The organism is Brucella sp. 22210, assembly GCF_052045675.1.
GTDB lineage: Bacteria > Pseudomonadota > Alphaproteobacteria > Rhizobiales > Rhizobiaceae > Brucella.
The window spans coordinates 403,565-428,413 of sequence record NZ_JBQEPD010000001.1 but is presented as its reverse complement, the minus strand read 5'-3'; the positions used below and the strand labels follow the sequence as shown (position 1 = coordinate 428,413).

The window sequence follows — 24,849 nt, the reverse complement described above, 5'->3', positions numbered from 1 at the left end:
CATAATGCGAGCCCTACTTGGCGGCGATAGCCGCCATAATCCGAGCCCATGAGCGTTGACCTTTGTGGAAGGAGTTCAGCTCGTATTTTTCGTTGGGCGAATGGATACGGTCATCTTCGAGACCGAAGCCGACGAGAAGCGATTCCATGCCAAGGAACGTGTCGAAATCGCCGACAATCGGGATCGAGCCGCCCATGGCAATAAGCACGGCTGGCTTCGGCCATTCGTCGGACAGCGCGTCCTTGGCCTTGGAAACCAGCGGTGAATCATAAGGCAGCTGGATCGCTGGCGAACCGCCATGCGGGTGGAACTCCACCGAACAATCGGCTGGAAGACGTTCCTGCACAAAAGCGCGGAAGGCTTCGCGGATCTTCACCGGGTCCTGTTTGTGGACGAGACGGAACGAGACCTTTGCCGAGGCTTGCGCTGCGATAACAGTCTTGAAGCCCTCGCCGGTATAACCGCCGATAATGCCGTTCACTTCCGCCGTCGGGCGCGCCCAGGTGAGTTCCAGAACACTGCGACCCTTTTCGCCGGACGGGATCGAAAGGCCAATAGGCCCGAGGAAGTTTTCCGCCGTGCGGCCGAGACCTTCCCAGGATTGCAGGATTTGCGACGGGGTTTCTTCCACGCCTTCATAGAAGCCCGGAACGGTGATGCGTCCGGTTTCGTCATGCAGATCGGCCAGAATCTTGCTCAGAATATGGATCGGATTGGCCGCAGCACCTCCGAAAAAGCCCGAATGCAGATCGCGGTCGGCAGCCTTGATGACGATTTCCTCGCCAACCAGACCGCGCAGCCCGACGCTGATGGCAGGCGTTTCCGTGTCCCACATCGAGGTGTCGCAGACCAACGCCACATCGGCTTTCAGTTCCGCCTTGTTTGCATCGAGGAACGGCTTCAGCGACGGCGAACCGGATTCTTCCTCGCCTTCGAACAGCAGCGTCACCTTGACGGGCAGATTGCCATTGATCGCCTTATAGGCGCGGCAGGCTTCCACAAAGGTCATCAACTGGCCCTTGTCGTCGGACGTGCCGCGACCGGTCAGGATTTTGCGGCCCCCATTCGAGGCATCGTCGACATCCTTGATCGCAGGATCAAAAGGATCGTTTTCCCACAGGTTGAGCGGGTCGACCGGCTGCACATCATAATGACCGTAGAAGAGCACATGCGGCGCATTGGGCGTGGCGCCGTCATGATGCGCAACCACCATCGGATGGCCCGGCGTGTCGCGCACGCTGGCATCAAAGCCAATCGTCTTCAGATCAGCCACAAGCCATTCCGCAGCCTTGCGGCAGTCGGCCTTGTAGGCCGGGTCTGTCGAAATCGACTTGATACGCAGCAGTTCGAACAGGCGTTCGAGGCTGTTATCAAGATTGGCGTCGAGGTGGCTGAGTACTTTGTCGAGCGATTGCGCAGACGGTTGCTGGGACATGGAAACTTCCTGACGAGTCGAAACGTAAACTGGCGGCACAGTACAACCAGCACTTCCCGCTGGAAACCCAATTCGCGAGTGATTACCGCAAATTGAAGGCCTTTGTCAGGGTGAAAGACTTTCGCCACGGCTGATGCTCAGGAGAAAGACCAGCAATGCGAATATTGCCGGTTCGCGCCAGACAAGCGGCGCAAAGGCTGTCCAGAAGGTTTCGGCAAAAGCCAGCAGGGCCGCACCGCCTGCCGAAGCAAGCGGAGAGAAATAGCCGCCCACAGCGCCAATCATCAATATCTTGAGGCCAAGCAGCAGCCCGTCGCCGGAACTCATCGTGCCGTAATAGGCGGTCATCAGAATACCGGACAGCGCGGCAATCAGCACCGCGCCCATATAGGCGGCAAGGAAGACCCGCCCTGCATTGACCCCGCAAAGCTCAGCCGCCAGCACATCATCGCGGACCGCCCGCCAGTTGCGACCAAAGCGGCTGCGCTGCAAGGCGAAGCTGCCGATCAGCACGATGGATGCCATGACAAGCGTATTGATGATCTGCATCGTGGTCAGCACGACCGCCTTGTTGCCCTCGCCCCAAAAGATGATCTTGTCCTGCAACAAGGGCGGCAGCCAGAGGTTCCGCGATCCAGCCGCGAGACGAACGCTTTCCATCAGCACCACGGCCACGCCCAATGCCGCCACCATCGCCATATTGGGAGACGCCCGACTGAGCGGTCGCATGACGAGACCCGCAATCACCGCTCCGGCAGCAAGCGTATAAAACAGCGCCCCGGCTATACCGACGCCAATCGCGGCAGGCAGAACCAGCCAAAGCCTGCTCCAGCCAAACGCCGTGAAAATGAGAAGAAGCTGGCCGGAAAAGGCCACCAGCGCGCCATAGCTGATATCTGCGCGCTTGAGGACGGCGAAGCTCAGCGCATAGCCAAATGCCAGCATGGCATAGGTTGCCGCCAGCGGCACCGCATTGGCGAATTGCTGCAAGAGGTAGGCCATGGATACGCCCTCGCTACACTGGCCAGATTATAACTGTCAAAATGGTTTTTACCAGTTATAATGTGCCATGAGCTTTTCCTGGACCCCGCATCGTTTTTCCGGCGGCGCATTGGCGCTGGATATTGCCAATAGCATTATTCTGCGCGGCGACGCGGCGCGCAGCGTGGATCGTTTTGCCGAGCCGGCTAATCTGAAAAGCTTTGCGCACGCGGCGGCAACGTTCTGCGCAGAGAAAGACCTGCCTTTGCCGCTTGTCCCGGTCGGGCCGGAAAATCTGCGCCGTTTTCTTTCCCTGCGAGAAGCCATCGACAGCTATTTTCGCGCGTTCGTTCGTGCGCAAGCTGATGACCGGCTGCTGGCCGATCTTCTCGAATGCATAGCCGATGTGCTGCGCCAGACCACATCGCCCATGGCGCTGGAGCAGGCTGCCGCACATTCAGCACTCCGGCTGATGGCGAAGTGCCAGTCAGGAGCCGATGCGGATCGCCTGAAAATCTGCGCCAATTGCGGCTGGCTTTTCCTCGATCAGAGCCGCAATCGCAGTCGCGTCTGGTGCGACATGACGGTTTGCGGCAACCGGGCCAAGGCCAGCCGCCACTATTATCGCAATCGGGAGGTGGAGATGTGAAACCGCTCGTCGCAATCGCGCTCGCTTTTCCGCTGCTGGCGGCATGCCAGCGCGAAAAGACGACCGGACCTTACGAGATTTCGGGACGGCTCGTGGTTTTCAATTATCGCATTGCCCGCGCGACCTTTCTGGTCACGCTGCGCAAGATCGGCCCGGTGGAAGAAGGAGCGACGGTTACTGCGGCCTTTGACAATCCTACGCAGGGCGCGCCAGTCATGGTCGACCGGACAGTCTTTCCCAATCAGGACCAGCTTTCGCTGGAGACCGGGCCTTTGCACTGCATCGTGAAGGACAAGCCCTATGATGTTTCCATTCGCGTGACCGCAAGGAATGGAGACTTGTTGCAGACACTTGCAACCACCGTCGTTTCCAGTGAAGACCAGTCCATATTACCGGCAGAACCGCTCGTCGTCGGCCCCTTTTACGATCCGAACCCGAAAGTGTTCAAACCGGATGGCAGCCGGGATTTCTCGCCTGAGAAAAACTGTCCGAAAGCATGAGGGAAAAGGTGCCCTGGATATGATTTGGCCGCTGCGGTGAGGGGATACCACAGCGGCCATATCACTACACTCAAAGCGGCAGCCCGGAGAGGGGAATGAGGCTGCCGCTAGCATCCGGCATCCAACGGGGGACGGGTCAGAAAACCGGCGACCGACGAACTGTCGATGACTAAAATTTGGTTTTCAATCGTGGCTATTCAAGGGCACGGAAGATTACAAATCTGTAACAAACTCGTTATCTTACCGTGATAGATTTCTTTCGCGTGGATCATTGTTTCTCCTGACACGGAGCCGGTTCCCTTTGCGACTGCTTTCCTTTAGTTCTTGGCCTCCAGTTCCGGGCCTCTTGATCCCGGAACAATTCAGCAAAAATGCGAAACGGTTTTGCGTCCGAAAGTGCGGAAGGATAAAAAGAAGCCATGAAAAAAGGCGATCATCTCTTTCTCGTTGACGGCTCGGGTTATATTTTCCGCGCCTATCACGCCCTTCCCCCGCTGACCCGCAAGACCGACGGCTTGCCGGTGGGCGCCGTATCGGGCTTCTGCAACATGTTGTGGAAGCTGCTGAAAGATGCACGCAACACCGATGTCGGCGTGGTGCCGACCCATTTCGCGGTGATTTTCGACTATTCGTCGAAGACGTTCCGCAACGAGCTTTATCCTGAATACAAAGCCAATCGCACCGCCCCGCCGGAAGACCTTGTTCCGCAATTCGGCCTGATCCGTCAGGCGACCCGCGCCTTCAATCTGCCCTGTGTCGAAAAGGCCGGTTTCGAAGCCGACGACCTGATCGCGACCTATGCGCGCCTCGCCGAACAAGCGGGCGGCGATGTCACCATCGTTTCCTCCGACAAAGACCTCATGCAGCTCGTGACGCCAAGTGTGTCGATGTATGACAGCATGAAGGACAAGCAGATTTCGATCCCGGAAGTGATCGAAAAATGGGGCGTGCCGCCGGAAAAGATGATCGACCTGCAATCGCTGACCGGCGACAGCACGGATAATGTGCCGGGCATTCCGGGCATCGGTCCCAAGACGGCAGCGCAATTGCTGGAAGAATTCGGCGATCTCGACACGCTTCTGGCCCGCGCCTCGGAAATCAAGCAGAACAAGCGCCGCGAGAACATTATAGCCTTCGCAGATCAGACCAAGATTTCGCGTGAGCTGGTCACGCTCAAGACCGATGTGCCGCTGGATGTCGATCTGGACGCTCTGGTTCTCGAACCGCAAAATGGCCCGAAGCTGATCGGCTTCCTCAAGGCCATGGAGTTTACCTCACTGACGCGGCGCGTTGCCGAAGCGACCGATACGGATGCTTCCGCCGTCGAGCCGTGTCATGTCGAAACCGAATGGGGCGCGGATGCGCATGGTCCCGATGTCGATGTGCCAGCCAAGGCTGCGGACACGGCTGCAACCGGCACTGACGCCACTGCGCCATCTGCTGCTGCCCCGGCTGTCGATGGCTACACGCCGAAAGCGCTGGCGGACAAGCGCGCTGCAGAAGCCACTGCACAGAAGATCGACACCAGCGCCTATACCTGCATTCGCGATATCGCAACGCTCAAGCACTGGCTGGCCGAAGCTGTCGAGACCGGCCTCGTGGCTTTCGACACGGAAACCAATTCGCTCGATCCGATGCAGGCCGAGCTGATCGGCTTCTCGCTGGCCCTCGTTCCCCAAAACAGCAAAGAGATCAAGGCCGCCTATATTCCGCTTCAGCACAAATCCGGTCAGGGCGATCTGCTCGGCGGCGGCATGGTCGAGGGGCAGATACCGCTCGATCAGGCGCTTGAAGCGCTGAAAGCCGTTCTTGAGGACGCCTCCGTGCTCAAGATCGCGCAGAACATGAAATATGACTGGCTGGTCATGCGCCGTCACGGCGTCAACACTGTATCCTTCGACGACACGATGCTGATTTCCTATGTGCTCGACGCTGGCACAGGCAGCCACGGCATGGACCCGCTTTCGGAGCGTTGGCTCGGACATACGCCAATCGCCTACAAGGATGTTGCGGGCAGCGGCAAAAGCGCCGTGACGTTCGACATGGTCGATATCGACCGTGCGACGGCTTACGCAGCCGAAGATGCGGATGTGACTCTGCGCCTGTGGCAAGCCCTGAAACCGCGTCTGGCGGCGGAAGGTCTCATCTCAGTCTATGAGCGGCTTGAACGCCCATTGGTCGATGTGCTGGCCCGCATGGAAGAGCGCGGCATTTCCGTCGACCGTCAGGTTCTGTCGCGCCTGTCCGGCGATCTGGCACAGGCTGCCGCCGGTTACGAAGACGAAATCTACGAACTGGCCGGTGAGAAATTCACCATCGGCTCGCCCAAGCAGCTTGGCGATATCCTGTTCGGCAAGATGGGCCTGCCTGGCGCTTCCAAAACCAAGACCGGCCAATGGTCCACCTCGGCGCAGGTGCTCGAAGATCTGGCCGCCGAGGGCCATCCGCTGCCGCGCAAGATCGTCGACTGGCGTCAGCTGACCAAGCTGAAATCCACCTATACGGATGCGCTGCCGGGCTTCATCCATCCGCAGACCAAGCGCGTCCATACATCCTATGCAATGGCATCCACCTCGACAGGTCGCCTCTCCTCATCCGAGCCGAACCTGCAGAACATTCCGGTGCGTACCGCCGAAGGTCGCAAGATCCGGACGGCCTTCATCGCGGAACCGGGCAACAAGCTGATCTCCGCCGATTACAGCCAGATCGAACTGCGTGTGCTGGCCCATGTGGCCGATATTGCGCAATTGAAGCACGCTTTCGCCGATGGCGTCGATATTCATGCCATGACCGCATCGGAAATGTTCGGCGTGCCGGTGGAAGGCATGCCATCGGAAGTGCGTCGCCGCGCCAAGGCGATCAATTTCGGCATCATCTACGGCATTTCCGCCTTTGGCCTTGCCAACCAGCTTTCCATCCCGCGTGAGGAAGCCGGGCAATATATCCGCACCTATTTCGAGCGGTTCCCCGGCATCAAGGATTATATGGAAGCCACCAAGGCTTTCGCGCGTGAACATGGCTACGTCGAAACCATTTTCGGACGCCGCGCCCATTATCCCGATATTCGCGCCTCCAATCCGCAGGTCCGCGCCTTCAACGAGCGCGCCGCCATCAATGCGCCTATTCAGGGTTCGGCGGCAGATATTATCCGCCGCGCCATGATTCGCATGGAAGATGCGCTTGAAAACGAAAAACTTGCTGCCCGCATGTTGCTGCAGGTGCACGATGAATTGATCTTCGAAGTGCCTGAAAATGAAGTGGAAAAAACCATTCCGCTGGTGCGGCATATCATGGAGAATGCAGCCCTTCCGGCAGTGTTCCTCACGGTTCCGCTGCATGTTGATGCGCGTGCAGCGCATAACTGGGATGAGGCCCATTAAGGCCTCGCCCGGTTGACCTGACGATCTTAACCCTATAGGGAAGCGGCAATTCTGTTGCTTCGGTGGTCGCCAGGGGAGCCGTGAACGTTAGGTTTACGGCCAATGGGTTTGCGACTTGTGAAGCTTTTGTGAAAGTTGTCCATGTCTCTGCCCGAAACCATCGCTCCGGCACTGTCCGGAGCTCTTGCCGCTCGCGGTTATAACACCCTCACCGCCGTTCAGAACGCCGTGCTGGCGCCTGAAACCCTCGATTCCGACCTTCTCGTTTCCGCCCAGACCGGCTCCGGCAAGACCGTTGCCTTCGGCCTCTCCATGGCCAACACCATTCTGGAAGACGAGCTTCGCTTCGGCGAACCAGGTGCACCGCTTGCCATGATCATCGCGCCAACGCGCGAACTGGCGCTTCAGGTGCGCCGCGAACTGGAATGGCTTTATGCCGATACCGGCGCGCGCATCGCATCCTGCGTTGGCGGCATGGATATCCGCACCGAGCGCCGCGCGCTTGAACGCGGCAGCCATATCGTCGTTGGTACGCCGGGCCGCCTGCGCGACCATATCACCCGCTCCGCGCTGGACATGTCGCAGCTGCGCGTCGTCGTGCTCGACGAAGCCGACGAAATGCTCGATATGGGTTTCCGCGAAGACCTCGAATTCATCCTCGGTGAAGCGCCGGAAGACCGCCGCACGCTGATGTTCTCGGCAACCGTGCCGAAGCCCATCGCCCAGCTGGCCAAGCGTTTCCAGAACAATGCGCTGCGCCTCACCGTGCAGAGCGAAACCAGCCAGCATGCCGACATTGATTATGTCGCCATGCCGGTTCCGCCGCATGAGCGCGACCACGCGATCATCAACACGCTGCTTTATTACGATTCACAGAACTCGATCATCTTCTGCTCGACCCGTGAAGCAGTGAAGCATATGGCAAGCCGCCTTTCCAACCGCGGCTTTGCCGTGGTGGCCCTGTCGGGCGAACTGAGCCAGGCCGAGCGCAACAACGCGCTTCAGGCCATGCGCGACGGTCGCGCCCGCGTTTGCGTGGCGACCGACGTTGCCGCACGCGGCATCGATCTGCCGAATCTCGATCTGGTTGTCCATGCCGATCTGCCCAACAATCCTGAAACCATGCTGCACCGTTCGGGCCGTACCGGCCGTGCCGGTCGCAAGGGCACCTGCGTGCTGGTCGTGCCGTTCTCGCGCCGCCGTACCGCCGAGCGCCTTCTGCATATGGCAAAGCTTGATGCGCAGACCATTCCTGCACCAAGCATTGCCGCCGTTCAGGCCAAGAACAACGAACGCATTCTCAATTCCGAGGCCTTCGGCCAGCCGGTAGAGGAAGAACATCAGGACGTGCTGAAGGCACTTCTGGAGCGTTACACGCCGGAACAGCTGGCTGCCGCCTATCTCAATCGCGAATTGTCGCTGGCACCAGCACCGGAAGAAGTGTCGGACGCGCCGGTTCATCCGGTTGGCGGCAAGAAGCCGCGCGAGCGTTCTGACCGTGGCGACCGTTTCGAGCGCAACGACCGCTTTGATCGCGGAGAACGCGGCGAGCCGGGCGAACGCTTCGACCGCAATGCGCATTTCGACGGCGTCTGGTTCTCGGTTTCTGCCGGTCGCAAGCATCGCGCCGATCCGAAGTGGCTGCTGCCGCTGATCTGCAAGGCAGGCGACGTGTCGAAGCGCGATGTCGGTTCGATCAAGATTCTCGACGGCGAAACCCGTTTTGAAATCGCTGCATCGAAGGCCGAAGAATTCCGTCAGTCTGTTGCCGAGCGCGGCACGGGCGAAAAGGGTCTGGTGATCCGCCCTGCGGTTGCCGGTGCTGGCGAAGATGCCGGACGCCGCGAAAGCAAGAGCTTCAAGCCGCGTGGTGAAAAGTCTTATGGCGAAAAGTCGTGGGGCGACAAGCCGCGCGGAGACAAGCCTTGGGGCGACAAACCGCGTGGTGAAAAGCCTTATGGTGAAAAATCGTGGGGCGACAAGCCGCGTGGCGAGAAGTCATGGGGTGACAAGCCTCGCGGCGACGGCTTCAAGAAGGGCCCACGGAAATCCGAAGGCGGCTACAGCAAGAAGCCGCGCGGCGAATAATTCGTCGACAATTTGATAAAGCCCGCCTCACGGCGGGCTTTTTATTAACAGGCGATTTACGTCCCTTTAAACCGCCGCATTTACCCTGCACCGGGTAGACCCTTGTTCGCATTCGCCGACGACGTGACGGCAATGCAGAAATATTTTTGGAAAATGACCGGTTCGCATGCATGACGAACCGGCGCGCAGGTGGGCAACTTAGGCAGAATATGGCATCGCGAGACGACAGGAACGGACGCATCGACCCTTCTTTCGGCAACGAACAGAAAAGGACTGACGAGGACGATTTCCATGTCGATGAGGAGGAGCGTATGGCGCGCTCGCAGCAACGCAAACGGACACCGTCCCGGGATCGTGAACCGCGTGCAGCACGCCGCGGCAAGGCGAAGCCGCGCGGCTTCTTCGGCTTTCTGCGCCGTGCGATTTACTGGTGCTTCGTTCTTGGCCTGTGGGGCGGCATCGGCCTTGCCGGTGTGCTCGTCTATTTCGCCGCCAAGATGCCGCCGACGACGGATTGGGAAATCCCCGACAGGCCGCCCAATGTGCGCATTGTCGATGTGAGTGGAAAACTGATTGCCAATCGCGGCACCACCGGCGGCGAAGCAATAGGCCTGCACGAAATGTCCGCCTTCATTCCCAAGGCCGTTGTGGCCATTGAAGACCGGCGCTTCTACTCGCATTTCGGCATCGACCCCATCGGCCTTGCCCGCGCCATTGTCACCAATGCCGTTTCGGGCCGCGCTGTTCAGGGCGGCTCCACGCTCACCCAGCAGCTGGCCAAGAACCTGTTCCTCTCGCCTGACCGCACGCTGGAGCGTAAGGTTCAGGAAGTGATGCTCGCTTTGTGGCTTGAGCATAAATACACCAAGGACCAGATTCTGGAGATGTATCTGAACCGGGTCTATCTCGGTTCGGGCGCTTATGGCGTCGATGCTGCCTCCCGGCGTTATTTCAGCAAGTCGGCCAAGGATGTGAACCTGATGGAGGCGGCCACGCTGGCCGGTCTTCTGAAAGCGCCATCCCGCCTGTCGCCCGCCCGCGATCCCGAAGCCGCCGCCGCCCGCGCCAAGCTGGTGCTGGGCGCGATGCGCGAAGAAGGCATGATCGACGACCAGCAGGTGGCCATCGCCGAAAGCGAACCGCCGACGCGGGCGCCGTCCTTCTGGCAGGGCTCGGAAAACTATGTCGCCGACAAGGTCGTGTCCGCATTGCCGGCGCTGATCGGCGAGGCAAAGACCGATATCACGGTTGAAACGACAATCGATCTCAATCTGCAATCAGCCGGTGAAGAAGCGATCAAGGATCAGATTTCCCAGAACGGGAAGAAGATGAATGTCAGCCAGGGCGCACTCGTTTCCATCGACGGCACCGGCGCGGTGCGCGCCATGGTCGGTGGCGTGGACTATGCCGCCAGCCAGTTTGACCGCGTGACGGATGCGCGCCGCCAGCCTGCATCCTCCTTCAAGCCGTTCGTCTATCTTTCGGCGCTGGAACAGGGCCGCACACCGGATTCGGTGCGCAATGATGCGCCGGTGCGGATCGGCAAGTGGACGCCCAGCAACGACAACGGCAAATATATGGGTGAAGTGACGCTGGCGACCGCGCTGTCGCACTCACTCAACTCGGTTTCTGCCCAGCTCGTGATGGAAGTCGGCCCGCAGACGGTGGTCGATACGGCGCATCGCCTCGGCGTGCAGTCGAAGCTCGACCCGAACGCCTCGCTGGCGCTTGGCACCTCGGAAGTGACCCTTCTCGAACTGGCCGATGCCTATGTGCCCTTCGCCAATGGCGGCTATCGCGCGCCGGTCTATTTCATCACCAAGGTGACGGATGCCGACGGCAAGGTGCTTTATCAAAAAGACGACGCCATCGGCCCGCGCGTCATTGACGAGCGTAATGTCGGCATGATGAACGCCATGTTGCGGCGGACCGTCGAGGACGGAACGGCGCGCAAGGCAGCCTTTGGCGGCTGGCCCGCAGCGGGCAAAACCGGCACCAGCCAGAATTTCCGCGACGCATGGTTCGTCGGCTACACGTACAATCTGACCACTGGCGTCTGGTTCGGCAATGACGACGGCAAGGGCATGAAGCGCGTCTTCGGTTCGACCTTGCCCGTTGCCGCCTGGAAGAGCTTCATGCAGGTAGCGCACAAAGGCGTGCCCATTGCAGAACTGCCCGGCCATTACGACATCCAGAATGTCGTTCCTGGCGGCAGCGACGGCATGGACCCGAATGCGCCTTACGATCCCAACATGATGCCGCAAGGCGGTTATGGTGATCAGCCGATGGCTGGAAACGGCGACGATGGCTATTGGCCGCCCGCGCCTGAGACCACCATGCGCGGCGACATTCAGCAGGCGTCGCCGCAAGAGGCCCCGTATCCTGTGAATGCACCCGGCCCACAGGGCAATGCACCCGGCGGTTATGATGACACCTATCGCCCGATGCCGCCCGGCGATGTCGGCGGCGAGCCGATGCAGCAGCCAGCCCAACAACCGCAGCGACGTCAGGGCGGCTCGACCACACTGCTCGATATCATCATGGGCAATTCGCAGTAAGGATTGGCGAGAACCGGGGGAGCTGATGACAATCCTCTCCCCGGTCGCGATCAAGTGAAGCACCTTCCTCACGCAGTTGCTAATTCCCCTCGAAATCTTGAGCGGCATGGTCTATTCAAGATTTGAGAGCGAGGTTTTCCCATGACCCAAATGACCAAAACAGACGCGTCCCAGTCCGAAGGCCCGAAGGTTGACGAGGAGCGCAAGACGCTGGTTCTGACTGGCGCAAGCCGCGGTATCGGCCATGCGACCGTTAAGCGTTTTTCACGTGCTGGCTGGCGCGTGATTACCTGCTCACGGCAGGATTTCTCCGATAATTGCCCATGGCCCGCTGGCCCGGAAGACCATATCAAGGTCGATCTGGCCGATCAGGAAGATGTCGGCAAGGCAATTGCCGAAATCCGCCGTCGGCTGGAAGCCAATGGCAGCAAGCTGCACGCGCTCGTCAACAATGCGGGCATTTCGCCGAAAGCCGAGGCTGGACGCCGCCTGAACTCGATCGAAACACCGATGGCCGTCTGGCGCGACGTGTTTCAGGTCAATTTCATGGCCCCTATCATGCTGGCGCGCGGTCTGTTCAAGGAACTTGAAGCCGCACAGGGTTCGGTCGTCAACGTGACCTCGATTGCTGGCAGCCGCGTTCACCCCTTTGCGGGCACCGCCTATGCCACGTCGAAAGCAGCGCTTTCCTCGCTGACCCGCGAAATGGCTTCGGATTTCGGTCCCTATGGCATTCGCGTCAACGCCATTGCGCCGGGCGAAATCGACACAGCGATCCTGTCGCCAGGCACGGAAAAGCTGGTCGAACAATTGCCCATGCGCCGCCTCGGCAAAACCTCGGAAGTCGCAGAAACAATCTACTTCCTGTGCACCGAGGCTTCGTCCTATGTCACAGGATCGGAAATACACATCAATGGCGGCCAGCACGTCTGACAAAAATACAAAGCGCGGCTGTTGAAAAACACCGCGCTTTTTGTTTAGTTCGCTTTAATCGATTTAAAATCCAATTCAACAGTAGACCGAGCCATGATCCTTTGTTGCGGTGAAGCCCTGATCGACATGCTGCCACGCGAAACCGCGACCGGCGAAACAGCCTTCGTGCCTTTTGCGGGCGGTTCGGTTTTCAACTCGGCCATAGCGCTTGGGCGGCTTGGCGTGCCGACCGGCTTCTTCTCCGGCATTTCATCGGATTTCTTCGGCGAAGTGCTGCGTGACACGCTGGCCCGCTCGAATGTGGATTATTCCTTTGCCGCCATTTCGGATCGCCCCACGACACTTGCCTTCGTCCGCCTTGTGGACGGTCAGGCGCGCTACGCTTTCTACGATGAGAACACGGCTGGCCGCATGCTTTCCGAAAGCGATATGCCTTTCGTGGATGACAGCATCGACGCCATGCTGTTTGGCTGCATCAGCCTGATTTCCGAGCCGTGTGGCAGCGTCTATGAAACGCTGATGACCCGTGAAGCGCCAAAGCGCGTCATGTTCCTCGATCCCAATATCCGTGCCGGTTTCATCACCGACCGCGAGAAGCATCTGGCCCGCATGAAGCGCATGATCGCGCTGGCCGATATCGTGAAGCTGTCGGACGAAGATCTCATCTGGTTTGGCGAACATGGCAGTCATGATGAAATCGCCGCCGAATGGCTGAAGCTTGGTCCAAAGCTGATCGTCATCACCAAGGGCGCTCATGGCGCCGATGCCTATACGGCCGGTGCAACGGTGCGTGTGCCGGGCGTCAAGGTTGATGTCGTGGACACAGTTGGCGCGGGCGATACCGTCAATGCGGGCATCCTCGTCAGCCTGCACAATCAGGGCCTGCTCAACAAGGGTTCAATCGAGAATCTGAACGAAGACCAGATTCATTCCGCTGTTGCGCTTGGCGTTCGGGCTGCGGCCGTCACCGTTTCTCGCGCAGGCGCAAACCCGCCTTGGGCCGCAGAAATGCGGGATTGATTCCGTCATCTACAGATAAGACAGCACCTTCTAACCTACGCCATTGACCCGACTCAATTCGCGCCTTCTATAGAGAGTGGGTGGGAGAGAATCGAATATGGCGAAGGACAATTCAGTGGACGTCTTGCGCATCGCAGCCTTCTCGCAAGGCAATCAGGGCGGCAACCCAGCAGGCGTGCTGATTGCGGACCGCCTTCCCTCTCCAGAGGAAATGCAGAAAATCGCCAAGGAGGTTGGCTTTTCTGAAACGGCTTTCGCCATGCCGGATGGCGAAAGCTGGCGCGTACGTTATTTCGCGCCTGAAATGGAAGTTCCATTCTGCGGCCATGCCACCATTGCGCTCGGTGCAGCGCTGGCCATGCGCATGGGCGATGGACATTTCAATCTGAAACTCAATGGCAGCACCATCAGCGTTGACGGTCGCAAGGAAGGCGAGCTGTTCGCCGCCAGCCTGCAATCGCCGCCGACGCGCAACCGTGCCGCCGCCGAAGTCGAGGTGGAGCAGGCACTCTCGCTGTTCAACTACGACAAGGATGATCTTGCGCCGGGCATTCCGCCTGCGCTGATCCATGCGGGCGCAGACCATATCCTGTTGCCGCTGCGCTCACGCGAAAAGCTTGCCTCGATGCATTATGATCTGGCGCGTGGCCGCGTGATGATGAAACGGCAGGGCTGGACGACCATCCTGCTCATCCATTCGGAAACGCCACAGCGCTTCCACAGCCGCAATCCGTTTGCTGCTGGCGGTGTCTATGAAGACCCGGCAACGGGCGCTTCCACGGCAGCCTTTGCTGCCTATCTGCGCGATATCGGCTGGCCGCATGGCGGCGAGATCGAAGTGTTTCAGGGCGAGGACATGGGAAGCCCATCGCATCTTCGCGCCCAGATCGGCACGGAACGCGGCGGATCGATCCGCCTGTCCGGCACAGCGCGACTGATGGAATAGGACCGTAAAATGCGGCTCGTTAAACCCTGACGAGCTGCTCGACCCGCTCTTCATTGCCGAAGAATTTGAGATAACGCGCCACTTCCTTTGGATCGCCTGTCGCTTTCTGCGGATTATCGGAAAGCTTGACTGCCGGATGGCCGTTGGCATCCGTCACCTTACAGACGAGCGAAATGGCATTCAGACCTTCGATGTTTTTCGGCGCGCAACCCATGAAATCATTGGTGAGGTTGGTGCCCCAGCCGAAGCTCATGCGCACACGGCCTTCGAAGTGTCGATAGGTGTCTTCGATCGTATCGACATCCAGCGCATCGGAGAAAATAAGCAGCTTTTCACGCGGGTCCTTGCCGCGTGATTTCCACCATTCAATGATGCGCTCGCCGCCTTCGACGGGCGGGGCGCTGTCGGGACGGAAACCCGTCCAGTCGGCAACCCAGTCCGGCGCATTGCGCAGAAAAGCCGCCGTGCCGAAGGCGTCCGGCAGGACAATCAGCAGATTGCCGCCATAGTAACGGTTCCAGTCCTGCAACACGCGATAAGGCGCGCTGCGCAGTTCCTCATCGGTTTTGGCGAGAGCCGCCAGCACCATCGGCAATTCATGCGCATTGGTGCCGAGCGCTTCGAGGTCGGTATCCATGGCCAGAAGCACGTTGCTGGTACCGGTGAAGGAATCGCCGATGCCTTCCTTCAACGCCTCGACGCACCAGCGCTGCCATAGGAAAGAATGGCGACGGCGGGTGCCGAAATCCGAAATTTTGAGGTCCGGCAGCAGGCGCAACCGCTCCACCTTGCTCCACATCTTGGCCTTGGCGCGGGCATAGAGCACATCGAGCGAGAACGGCCCGAGATTTTTCATCGCCGCGCGCGAACGCAACTCGTTGATGATGGCAAGTGCTGGAATTTCCCACATGGAGGTGTGGGACCATGGCCCGTGGAAATGCAGCTCATACTGCCCGTCCTTGCGACGAAGCTCATATTCCGGCAGCTGGAAATCATGCAGCCATGCCAGAAATTCAGGCTGGAAAATCTGCTTGCGGCCATAAAACGTATTACCCGCCAGCCAGATCATTTCCTTTTTGGAAAAGCGCAGCGTGCGCGCATGATCGAGCTGCGCGCGCAGTTCGCCTTCGTCGATCTCGTCGGCAAGACGTACCGAGGTCGTGCGATTGATGAGCGAGAAAGTGGCGTCGACCTTGGGATAAAGACCCCAGATCATCTGGAGCATCAGAAGCTTGTAGAAATCCGTATCCAGCAGGCTGCGGATAATCGGATCGAGCTTCCAGGCATGGTTATAGACGCGGCGCGCGATATCAGTTCTGGCCATCACGGCCTCCAGCAAATAACAAGTATCCGATGGCACAAGGACCCAGTTTTACTTAAAGCATTTCCAGCAAAAGTGCGTAGCGGTTTTGCGTGGGACAATGCTCAAAAATAAACTGCCCTGAGTCGTGCAAAAGGCGGGTTTTCACCCGCCTTTTTAATCGGTTCACTTCTGTTTGGGAAGCTCTACCACAATTTCGTGTTCGCCATCCGGCTTGATCGGCACGCCTTCATCCGGTTTGCCGACCTTGCGACCGTTGAGCTTGATCGCCTTATCCTTGGCACCGGCGACAACCTTGACCCGATAAAGCGCCTCGCCGAAGCGAAGCTCGGCTTCATAACCGTCCCATTCCGGCGGCAATGCCGGATCGAGATGCAGCCTGTCGCCGCGCTTGGTCACGCCGAGGATACCCTCGGTTGCCACGCGGTAGAACCAGCCCGCCGAACCCGTATACCAGGTCCAGCCGCCCTGTCCGCGCCGCGGCTCGACGGAGTAGATGTCGGCTGCGATCACATAAGGTTCAACACGATAGACATCCGGGTTGCGGCCATGATTGACCGGGCTGATCAGCGAGAACAGACGCCAGGCTTCCGCCGCCTTGCCCATGCGGGCCAGCGCCAGAATGGCCCAGGTTGCACCATGGGTGTACTGACCGCCATTCTCGCGAACGCCAGGTGGATAGCCCTTGATGTAACCCGGCTCCTGCACGGTCTTGTCGAAAGGCGGTGTGAAGAGACGAAGCAATTCGCCCTCATCATCCAGCAGACGCTTTTCGAGCGAAACCATCGCCTGTTCAGCGCGCTTTGGATCAGCAACACCGGACAACACACTCCAGGACTGCGCAATGGCGTCGATCTGGCATTCGTCGCTATCCTTAGAACCAAGCGGCGCGCCGTTGTCGTAGAAACCGCGGCGATACCACTCGCCATCCCAGCCATCGCGATCCAGAGCAGCCGTCAGGCTTTCCAGATGCGCTTTCCAGATGTCGACACGCTTCTTGTCCTTGCGCGCCTCGGCAATCGGGATGAACTGACGCAGCGTATAGGCCAGGAACCAGCCGAGCCACACGCTTTCGCCTTGGCCCTTCACGCCGACAAGGTTCATGCCGTCGTTCCAGTCTCCACCGAGGATCAGCGGCAGACCATGCTGGCCGGTGCGATCAACCGCGAGGTCGAGCGCCAGCGCGCAATGCTCGTAAAGGCTCACCGTGTCCTTGGAGATTTCCGGCTCATAGAAGGCGTCATGTTCGCCCTCTTCCAGCTTGCGCCCGACAAGGAAAGGCAGCTTTTCATCGAGGATCGAACGGTCGCCCGTCGTCTCGACATAAAGCGACGTGCCATAGCCAAGCCAGACCACATCGTCCGAAATCAGCGTGCGCACACCGGCACCCGTGGCAGGCAGCCACCAATGCTGGACATCGCCTTCAGGGAACTGGCGCGATGCGGCATTGAGGATCTGCGCGCGGGCAAGCGTTGGATCGACAAGCAGCAGCGACAGCGTGTCCTGCAACTGGTCGCGGAAGCCGAAAGCACCGCTAGCCTGATAGAAGGCAGCACGCGCCCAGATACGGCAGGCAATCGCCTGATAAGGCAGCCAGCCATTGACCAGAAGGTCGAATGATGGGTCCGGCGTCTTCACCTGCACGCGGTTGAAGAGCGTTTCCCACTGGTTCTTCGCTGCCTGAAGCTTGTCTTCGAAGGACACAGTCCTTGTATCGGAGATCAGCTTCTTCGCCTGCGCCTGATCGGCAGCATTGCCGAGCAGGAACACCAGTTCACGGCTTTCGCCCGGTCCGACTTCAATGTCGAGCGCGAGCGCCGCGCACGGATCACGTCCGGCTTCCACTGTATTGGATAGCGCCTTGCCTGCAAGCACGACTTCCGGCCTGTCCACCGAACCGGTGGTGCCAATGAACTCGCTGCGATCAGCCGTCACCGATTGCGGCTTTTCAGTCGCCGCAAAGAAGGCGATCTGGCCCGACTTGTCCGGATGGTACGGATTGCCCGCAAAGAGCGCGCCCAGTTCGTCATCATGCGACGGCACGATGAACGGCACGTTCTTGGCGCGGGCATTGCCGAGCACCCATTCGACATAACCATAGGCGCGCAGCTTGCGCTTGGAGCGGCCCTTGTTGGTGACCGTCAGGCGCGACAGGCGCACCGGCTTGTCGGCATCGACGATATGGGTCAGTTCCAGCGCCAGCTCGCCATGTTGCGCTGCAAAGGTGCTGTAGCCATGGCTGTGGCGGGCTTCATAAGTCACTGCCTCGTCGCGTAGCACATTCGACGTTGGCGCGAAGGTGCGGCCCGTTTCGCGGTCGAGGATATAGATCGCCTCACCCGGACGGTTGGTGACCGGATCGTTGGCCCATGGGGTCAACTGATAGTCACGGCTGTTGCCAGCCCAGGTGAAGGCCGAACCTTCCGCCGAGACATGGAAACCGAAGGACGGATTGGAGATGACGTTGATCCACGGATGCGGCGTGTTGGTCAGGCCATTGACCCGCACAACATAGCTGCCGTCCTCGGCAAAACCGCCATAGCCGTTCCAGAACTGGAGATCGTCGCCCGATGGAGCCGGACGATTGGTGACCTTCGGCTTGACGACCGGACGGCGTTCTTCCGTGCTGCCGGAACCGCGCTCGATAACCGCTGGCGCAAGGCCCGCAGCACCGAGACCCTGAACCGCAGCCTGACCGGTCGTTGCCGACTTGGCGTCGCGCGCGGCCAGATCCACCGTGATTTCCTCGCTGCGACGCAGCTGCTCGGCAAGCGAGCCGTTCTGCGCATGCATGACGATGCGCGCCGAAGCCAGAAGCGTGTTGTAGCTTTCGTCGCTCATCTGGTCGCGGCGCACCGCGAAGATGTGCGGTTGTCCACCACCCCGGGCGCGGAAGCCTTCCACGATCCAGTCGATGGCGCGCTGTGTGTCCTGCGCATAGGAGAAGGCGCGTTCGTTGACCGCCACCACATCGACGGTGAGGCCCTTGCTGCGCCAATATTCCTGCGCGCGCAACACGCCACGCAACACCTCAAGATCGGCTTCATTGTCGATACGCAGGGCGAAGATCGGATAATCGCCGGAAATAGACATCGGCCACAGATCGGACTGTTTGCCGAGACCGCTGGCGATGGTTTCCGGCGGCTGGCGCAAGGTCCGCTCCGGATAGAGCAGATAGGCCGCGACCTTCTGATAATCGGCAGCTTCTGCCGGCTTGATACCGATATGATAGAGCTGCACCTGCGAGCTGGTCCAAGACAGCGAGAACTCGCGGGCAAAGCTTTCCGGATGGCGATGCATCGCCACGGCATGTTCCACTGCATCGCGGCTGCCACCGGCAAAGGTCCAGAAAACGAGGCTGACCTTCTTGTGCGCCGGAACGCGAACGCGTGTGCGCACCGAAGCAATCGGGTCGAGCACGCAGCCCTGACTGCCGGTAAACTTCGCACCCGGTTCGAACGCGATCGCATCCCGCAAGCTGCGGCCTCGACCGATGAAGGCGCGACGGTCGGTTTCGACCTCGGTTTCACGGACAGCGCCGGTCAGATCGGTGACGAAATGCGCCACATGGATATCCGGATCGGACGGCGCGCGCTTGCGGCGCTTGGCATAGATGGTCGAACCGTTATCGGCGATCTCGGTTTCGACGAACATCTTGGCAAAGGCCGGATGGGCGGCATCGCTGTCCTTGTCGGTCAGCACCAGTTCCTCATAAGAGGTAACTTCGATGATGCGGTCACGCGCAGACGTATTGATGATGTCGAGCCTGCGGCCCTCACCGTCATATTCCGACGAGACGATCACTTCCATGACGGTCTTGATGTCACCGGCGGTCTTGTAGAATTCCGCCTTGTCTTCGGTGAAGACTGTCTTGGTTTCTTCGTCCGGATTGCGCACCGGCTCGCCAGTTGCCGACCACCAATAGCCGCTTTCCATATCGCGCAGGAACAGGAAGGAACCCTGAAGGTCTTCCGACGCATCGGCATGGAAACGGGTGATGTCCCAATTGTGCCAGCGGCTGTAGCCGGAGCCATTGGCGGTGACCATCAGCGCATATTGGCCATTCGACATCATATGCGTGGTGCGCGGTGCCTTGAACGGCTTGTCGATGATGCGCATCGGCGCATCGTCGAAACCGCCCGAATCCACGCGCATCGGATTTTCCGTCTTGGCGTAGATCATCGGGATTTCGCGCGGCGCCTTTTCCTGCAACAGCAGTTCGGCTGCTTCAATCACCGGATCGGAGTGGAAACGCTCACGCATACGACCTTCGAAGATCACGTTGTTGACCGCGATGATCGCCATGCCATGGTGGTGGGCATAATAGTTCTTCACGACCGCACAGGTTTCGCCTTCGCGAACACGTGACGGGGTGAAGTCCACGGAATCGTGGAAGCCATAGCGGCCCAGCGCGCCGAGCTTGGCCAGACGCTTGAGGTTGGCCACAGCTGCGGCAGGCTGATATTGCGATGCCAGCAGGCTCGCATAAGGCGCGATGACCGCATTGCGCGACAGGCCGCGCTGCAGACCCAGGTTAGGCACGCCGAAATTGGAATATTGGTAGTTCATATGCGCATCACGCGCATTGAACGCCGCTTCCGAAATGCCCCATGGCAAGCCGCGCGAGGTCGCATAGTCGATCTGGCGCTGCACGACGAGCTTGTTGGTCTGGTCGAGTAGCGAACCGAGCGGCTCGGACATGACCAGCGGCGGCATCAGATATTCGAACATCGAGCCGGACCACGAGAGCAGAGCGCCCTTCCAGCCGACCGGCACCAGAAGACGGCCCAGCTTGAACCAATGCTCGACCGGTACGTCGCCCTTGGCGATGGCGAACAGGCTCGCCAGACGCGCTTCGGAAGCCAGAAGATCGTAGCAGCTTTCGTCCAGTTCGTTTTCCTGCACGCGGAAGCCGATCGACAGTAGGCGGCGCTCCTTGCGCTCAAGGAAGCCGAACTGCATGTCGAAGGCCAGCTGACGCGAACGGGTTGCGAGATCGCGCAGGCGTTCGCGCAGTGCGTCGGTATCGCGTTCACCCATGGCGTCATCGGTATGCGCCTGGCAGGTGTCGACCAGAATACGCGCCCATTCCTTGGCCTCGCCGCTGGCGGGCGTCTCGATCTCGCTGTCGAGTTCTTCCATCAGACGCACAATGTCATTGGCAAAAAGCGACAGGTTGATCGTGCGGAAGGATGCCGTTTCCGGCTCTTCCTTGATGGTGCGCACGGCGCGGCGGAAATTGGCGGTACGCTCTTCCAGACGGCGACGCAGCGGACGCAGGATGCGGCGGTCGTCCGGGATATTCGCGATGGTTTCCTCAAGGATGTCATTCACATCGAGGATGCCGTCGAGATCGCCCTGCACATAGACGGACGGTGCTTCCGCCCATTCTTCGAGCGCCGAAGACAGCGTCACCAGATGGCCGGCGAGATTGCCGCTATCGACCGCCGAAACATAGAGCGGGCGCATCGGGTTCAGCGTGTTGGTTTCGTACCAGTTGTAGAGATGGCCCTGATACTTCTCCATCTTTTCCAGCGTATCGACGGTCGCCTCGACACGCTCTACCGTTTCATCGAAGCCGATCCAGCCGAAATCACGCGCTGCGACAATCGACAGAAGATAGACGCCGATATTGGTCGGCGAGGTCCGCTGGGCCAGGATCGGTGCCGGATCTTCCTGGAAGTTGTCCGGCGGCAGATGATGGTTTTCCTCATTGGCGAACTCGGCGAAGTAACGCCATGTCCGGCGCGCATAACGGCGCAGATCCGATTTGTCGGACGACAGAACTTCAAGTGTGTCCTGCGGCTTGGCCGAACGGCTGACGAGCCATGCGATCAGCGGCGAGACGAACCAGATCACCGCAAAAGGTGCTGCGATGAGCGCGGCATGGCTTTCCGCAGCAAGCGGGAACAGGATCGCCAGACCCGCAATAGCCATGGCTGGCCACATGAGCTGGAAATAGAACAGCAGCGTGTCGGGTGAGGTCTTGGCCTGAGCAGCCGTGCGCCATTCCAGAAGATTGCGGCGCGAAACGAACAAACGATAGACTGTGCGCGCAATGGCATCGGCCATCAGGAAGGCCGAATGCGCGATGAAGGTGGTGCGCAGCGCCACATCTGCCGTGCCGAGCGCAATATCGGTCAGTACCGATTGCGCATGACCCTTCAGCGAATAATCCATATTCACCGGGATCAGATTGGTGACGATGCCGAAAGTCGGCGCCACGAACATGCTGACGATCAGGAAGGCCTGCCAGACGGCAGCCGCACCGAGCGGCAGCACGCTCCAGCCAACCACAGCAGCGAGAAGCCACAGGATCGGGTTCAGCGAACGGCGCAGATTGTCGACCATTTTCCAGCGGGTCGTGGCGCTGACGCCGCGATTGGTGGAGAACAGCCATGGCAGAAGCTGCCAGTCGCCGCGCGCCCAGCGATGGTGGCGCGACACGTCGACATTGTAGCCGGTCGGATAATCTTCCACGACTTCCACATCGCTGACCAGAGCAGCGCGGGCATAGCCGCCTTCAAGAAGATCGTGGCTGAGAAGCGTGTTTTCCGGCACGCGATCCTTCAGCGCCGCCTCAAAGGCATCGATGTCGTAAAGACCCTTGCCGGTGAAGGTGCCTTCGCCCAGCAGGTCCTGATAGGTGTCGGAAACCGCGAAGACGTAAGGGTCGATGCCGCGATTGACCGAGAAGACGCGCTGCAGGAACGACGCTTCGTCGCCGGTGGTGAGCGACGGCGTGACGCGCGGCTGCAGGATGCCATAACCGCGAACGACCTTGCCGGTCTTTTCGTCGATGACCGGGCGGTTCAGCGGATGGCTGAGCTTGCCGGCCAGATTGGTGACAGATTCCGGCGTCAGACGCGTATCGGCGTCCAGCGTCATCACATATTTGATTTCCTTCGGCAGACGCTCGTCCAGCGGGAAGAAGCTCGTATCCTGATCGCCGCGCAGAAGCAAATTCAGTTCGTGCAGCTTGCCGCGCTTGCGCTCCCAGCCCATCCAGCAATTCTGCTTGTCGTTGAACAGGCGACGACGATGCATGAGGAAGAAGCGCGGCTGGTCGCCGCCCGTATAATGCTCGTTGAGCTTGGCGATTTCCTCACGCGCATATTCGTAGATTTCCATATCCGCAGGCTTGATTTCCTGCTTCGCATCCACCCAGTCGCTGACCAGCGCGAAATAAATCTCGCCGCGCGGATTGGTGAGATAATGGACTTCCAGATTGCGGATCTGCTCATCGATGGAATCACGCGAGGTGATGAAGGTCGGCACAGCGACAAGCGTGCGCGCTTCTTCAGGCAAGCCTTCCTTATATTCGAAGCCGATCAGACGCGTTGGCTGCACAAACCACGGCACCAGCGCGTTGAACAGCGAATAGGACGCATCCATCGCCGGGAAGATCGCCAGCAGCGTGAACAGCGTGCGCAGATCGGTCGAAAGACCAGCGCGGCTCATGCAGTAATTGACGAGCAGCAGAATGAGGATCGTGAAGATCGCCGTCGGGATGAAAAGCCCGAGAAGTCCAAGCCCGCGATAAAAGCGCAGCGCCTTGACGCCAAAGGGCGCCTTGTAACCGCAGACCTTCTCCAGTTCGCAGCGACCGTCGCCCGAAAGATAATAGGCGATGGAGCCCTTGCCTTCGGCTTGCGGATGGCCCGCCTGCTCGGCGCGCTGTCCTTCCTCGGCAAGCTTGAGTGCTGCCCAGGTGATATCGATTTCGCTCATATCCGAATAGCGGGCGAGCTTTTCAATCGTCACGCGATAGGCGTTGCGCGAGCGGAAATCGAGGAGTTCGAAATCGCTGTGATCGCGCAGGATCGCATCGACCTCGTTGACGGTTTCGAACCAGGTTTCCCAATCCACGTCGTCGATGGATTTCAGGCTGCGGATGATGTTGCCCATCGTCACGCCGCCAGTGGACTGGCGCGCATGTTCCTCGACGATGGCGTCTTCCGGATTGCTGCCTTCCTGCTCCAGAATCCGCTCCAGCCAGCTGGCAGCAGCCGTGGTGTCAGTGGATGCGGAACGCAGACGATAGAGAAGATGCGTGGCAAAAGTGCTGTCGCGGGCGGCCTGCGTATATTGCGCCAGAACGGAATCCAGCTCTGCGCCATCGGCAACCACGATGCGGTCGGCAGCCGTGTTGGCGAGATTGCGCATGTTGCGGGCGCGGTCGACGCGCAGCGCCAGACGGCGCGCATTCTCGATCAGAAAATAGCGAACGGCGGACGGCAGCGCCCACAATTCACCGATTTTCAGCGGCTCGACTTCCTGAAAGCCCTGGACGATGGCCGTCAGGGTTTTCAGCGAGAAATTGCTGTCCGTATGGGCGACATAAAGCCAGGCCAGCGCGAAAATGCGCGGCATGCCTTCAACCGCCTTATAGGGCGGCAACTGGCGAATGAAGCGGCGCGGCAGATCGCGGCGGGCCTGCTGGACATTCTTGTCGATCTGATAATGGTTATCGAGCAGCCATTGCGCGGCAGGCGTGATGGTCTCACCGGCACGCGATGCAGCGTCAGACGCGCGATAGGCGTGCAGGATCAGCTTGCCGTTTTCGGACAGGCGCTGATCGAACGGAAACGCCAGATAGCCCGGCAGCGGGATATTTTCCCCGCGGGCGACGGTGCTTGCCAGAACACGCAGCTCATCTTCTGTCTTGTAGAGAGCGCGGATCGGTGATGGCTGTTCCGGCGGAATCTGATCAGAACCGCCCTGCCCGGTGGATTTCGGCTCCATCGGACTATTCGTTTTGGGTGGCTTTGACGATGTATTCTCGGTTGAGGTTGAATTGGAGTGCGAAGAAGACAATTCCGGCATCTGCCTTAACAGCCTTTCCGAAGGAAATGAGTAATCTGCGGCGGTGGATACTAAATTCGATTCAGTCTAGGGAAACGACAGTATCCTTGATCGGTTCCCTGCATGTCGCCCGCTTTTGGCCAAAATGCGACGGCGCATTGTGCTGATATTCAAACCGTTTAAATCGCAACGCACAATTCTTTCCGAACAGTAATGTTGCGTTATGAAAATCG

Annotated in this window: 12 protein-coding genes; 8 read left to right on the top strand and 4 right to left on the bottom strand. The window is 59.5% G+C overall.

From position 1 onward, the window contains the following. Positions 1-13: 13 nt before the first annotated feature. Positions 14-1,435 (bottom strand): dipeptidase, encoded by a 1,422-nt coding sequence (locus tag ACTJKP_RS02005; protein WP_440629508.1) that lies wholly within the window; start codon positions 1,433-1,435, stop codon positions 14-16. Positions 1,436-1,540: 105 nt separating this feature from the next. Continuing rightward, the gene (locus tag ACTJKP_RS02000) at positions 1,541-2,437 is read right to left on the bottom strand and encodes a branched-chain amino acid ABC transporter permease (RefSeq protein WP_440629507.1); all 897 of its coding nucleotides are present in this window, start codon (positions 2,435-2,437) and stop codon (positions 1,541-1,543) included. A gap of 67 nt (positions 2,438-2,504) precedes the next feature. Between ACTJKP_RS02000 and ACTJKP_RS01995 the strand changes: the two genes are divergently transcribed. From ACTJKP_RS01995 to ACTJKP_RS01960, 8 genes are all read left to right on the top strand, one after another. Beyond that, positions 2,505-3,065, top strand: a complete 561-nt coding sequence (locus tag ACTJKP_RS01995; protein ID WP_440629506.1) for a CGNR zinc finger domain-containing protein — start codon at positions 2,505-2,507, stop codon at positions 3,063-3,065. After that, positions 3,062-3,565 carry a hypothetical protein gene (locus tag ACTJKP_RS01990; protein ID WP_440629505.1) on the top strand — a complete coding sequence of 168 codons (504 nt, stop codon included), beginning with the start codon at positions 3,062-3,064 and terminating at the stop codon, positions 3,563-3,565. The genes ACTJKP_RS01995 and ACTJKP_RS01990 overlap by 4 nt, the downstream gene beginning before the upstream one ends. Before the next feature lie 419 nt (positions 3,566-3,984). After that, the gene (gene polA / locus ACTJKP_RS01985; RefSeq protein WP_440629504.1) at positions 3,985-6,945 is read left to right on the top strand and encodes a DNA polymerase I; all 2,961 of its coding nucleotides are present in this window, start codon (positions 3,985-3,987) and stop codon (positions 6,943-6,945) included. 141 nt (positions 6,946-7,086) lie between these two features. Next, complete coding sequence (locus ACTJKP_RS01980) at positions 7,087-9,033, top strand: DEAD/DEAH box helicase (RefSeq protein ID WP_440629503.1); 1,947 nt, start codon at positions 7,087-7,089, stop codon at positions 9,031-9,033. Between the two features lie 209 nt (positions 9,034-9,242). Next, positions 9,243-11,591: a transglycosylase domain-containing protein gene (locus tag ACTJKP_RS01975; RefSeq protein WP_440629502.1), complete on the top strand. Its 2,349-nt coding sequence runs from the start codon at positions 9,243-9,245 to the stop codon at positions 11,589-11,591. Between the two features lie 141 nt (positions 11,592-11,732). Beyond that, positions 11,733-12,524 (top strand): SDR family NAD(P)-dependent oxidoreductase, encoded by a 792-nt coding sequence (locus ACTJKP_RS01970; RefSeq protein ID WP_078339673.1) that lies wholly within the window; start codon positions 11,733-11,735, stop codon positions 12,522-12,524. Positions 12,525-12,617: 93 nt separating this feature from the next. Further along, a complete protein-coding gene (locus ACTJKP_RS01965) occupies positions 12,618-13,544 on the top strand; it encodes a carbohydrate kinase family protein (protein ID WP_440629501.1) in 927 nt (308 codons plus the stop codon). 115 nt (positions 13,545-13,659) lie between these two features. Further along, positions 13,660-14,490 (top strand): PhzF family phenazine biosynthesis protein, encoded by an 831-nt coding sequence (locus tag ACTJKP_RS01960; RefSeq protein WP_078339707.1) that lies wholly within the window; start codon positions 13,660-13,662, stop codon positions 14,488-14,490. Positions 14,491-14,509: 19 nt separating this feature from the next. Here the strand turns inward: ACTJKP_RS01960 and pncB are convergent, their stop codons facing one another. Next, complete coding sequence (gene pncB, locus ACTJKP_RS01955) at positions 14,510-15,814, bottom strand: nicotinate phosphoribosyltransferase (protein WP_078339675.1); 1,305 nt, start codon at positions 15,812-15,814, stop codon at positions 14,510-14,512. Between the two features lie 162 nt (positions 15,815-15,976). Next, the gene (locus ACTJKP_RS01950) at positions 15,977-24,556 is read right to left on the bottom strand and encodes a GH36-type glycosyl hydrolase domain-containing protein (RefSeq protein WP_440629500.1); all 8,580 of its coding nucleotides are present in this window, start codon (positions 24,554-24,556) and stop codon (positions 15,977-15,979) included. Positions 24,557-24,849 lie beyond the last annotated feature (293 nt).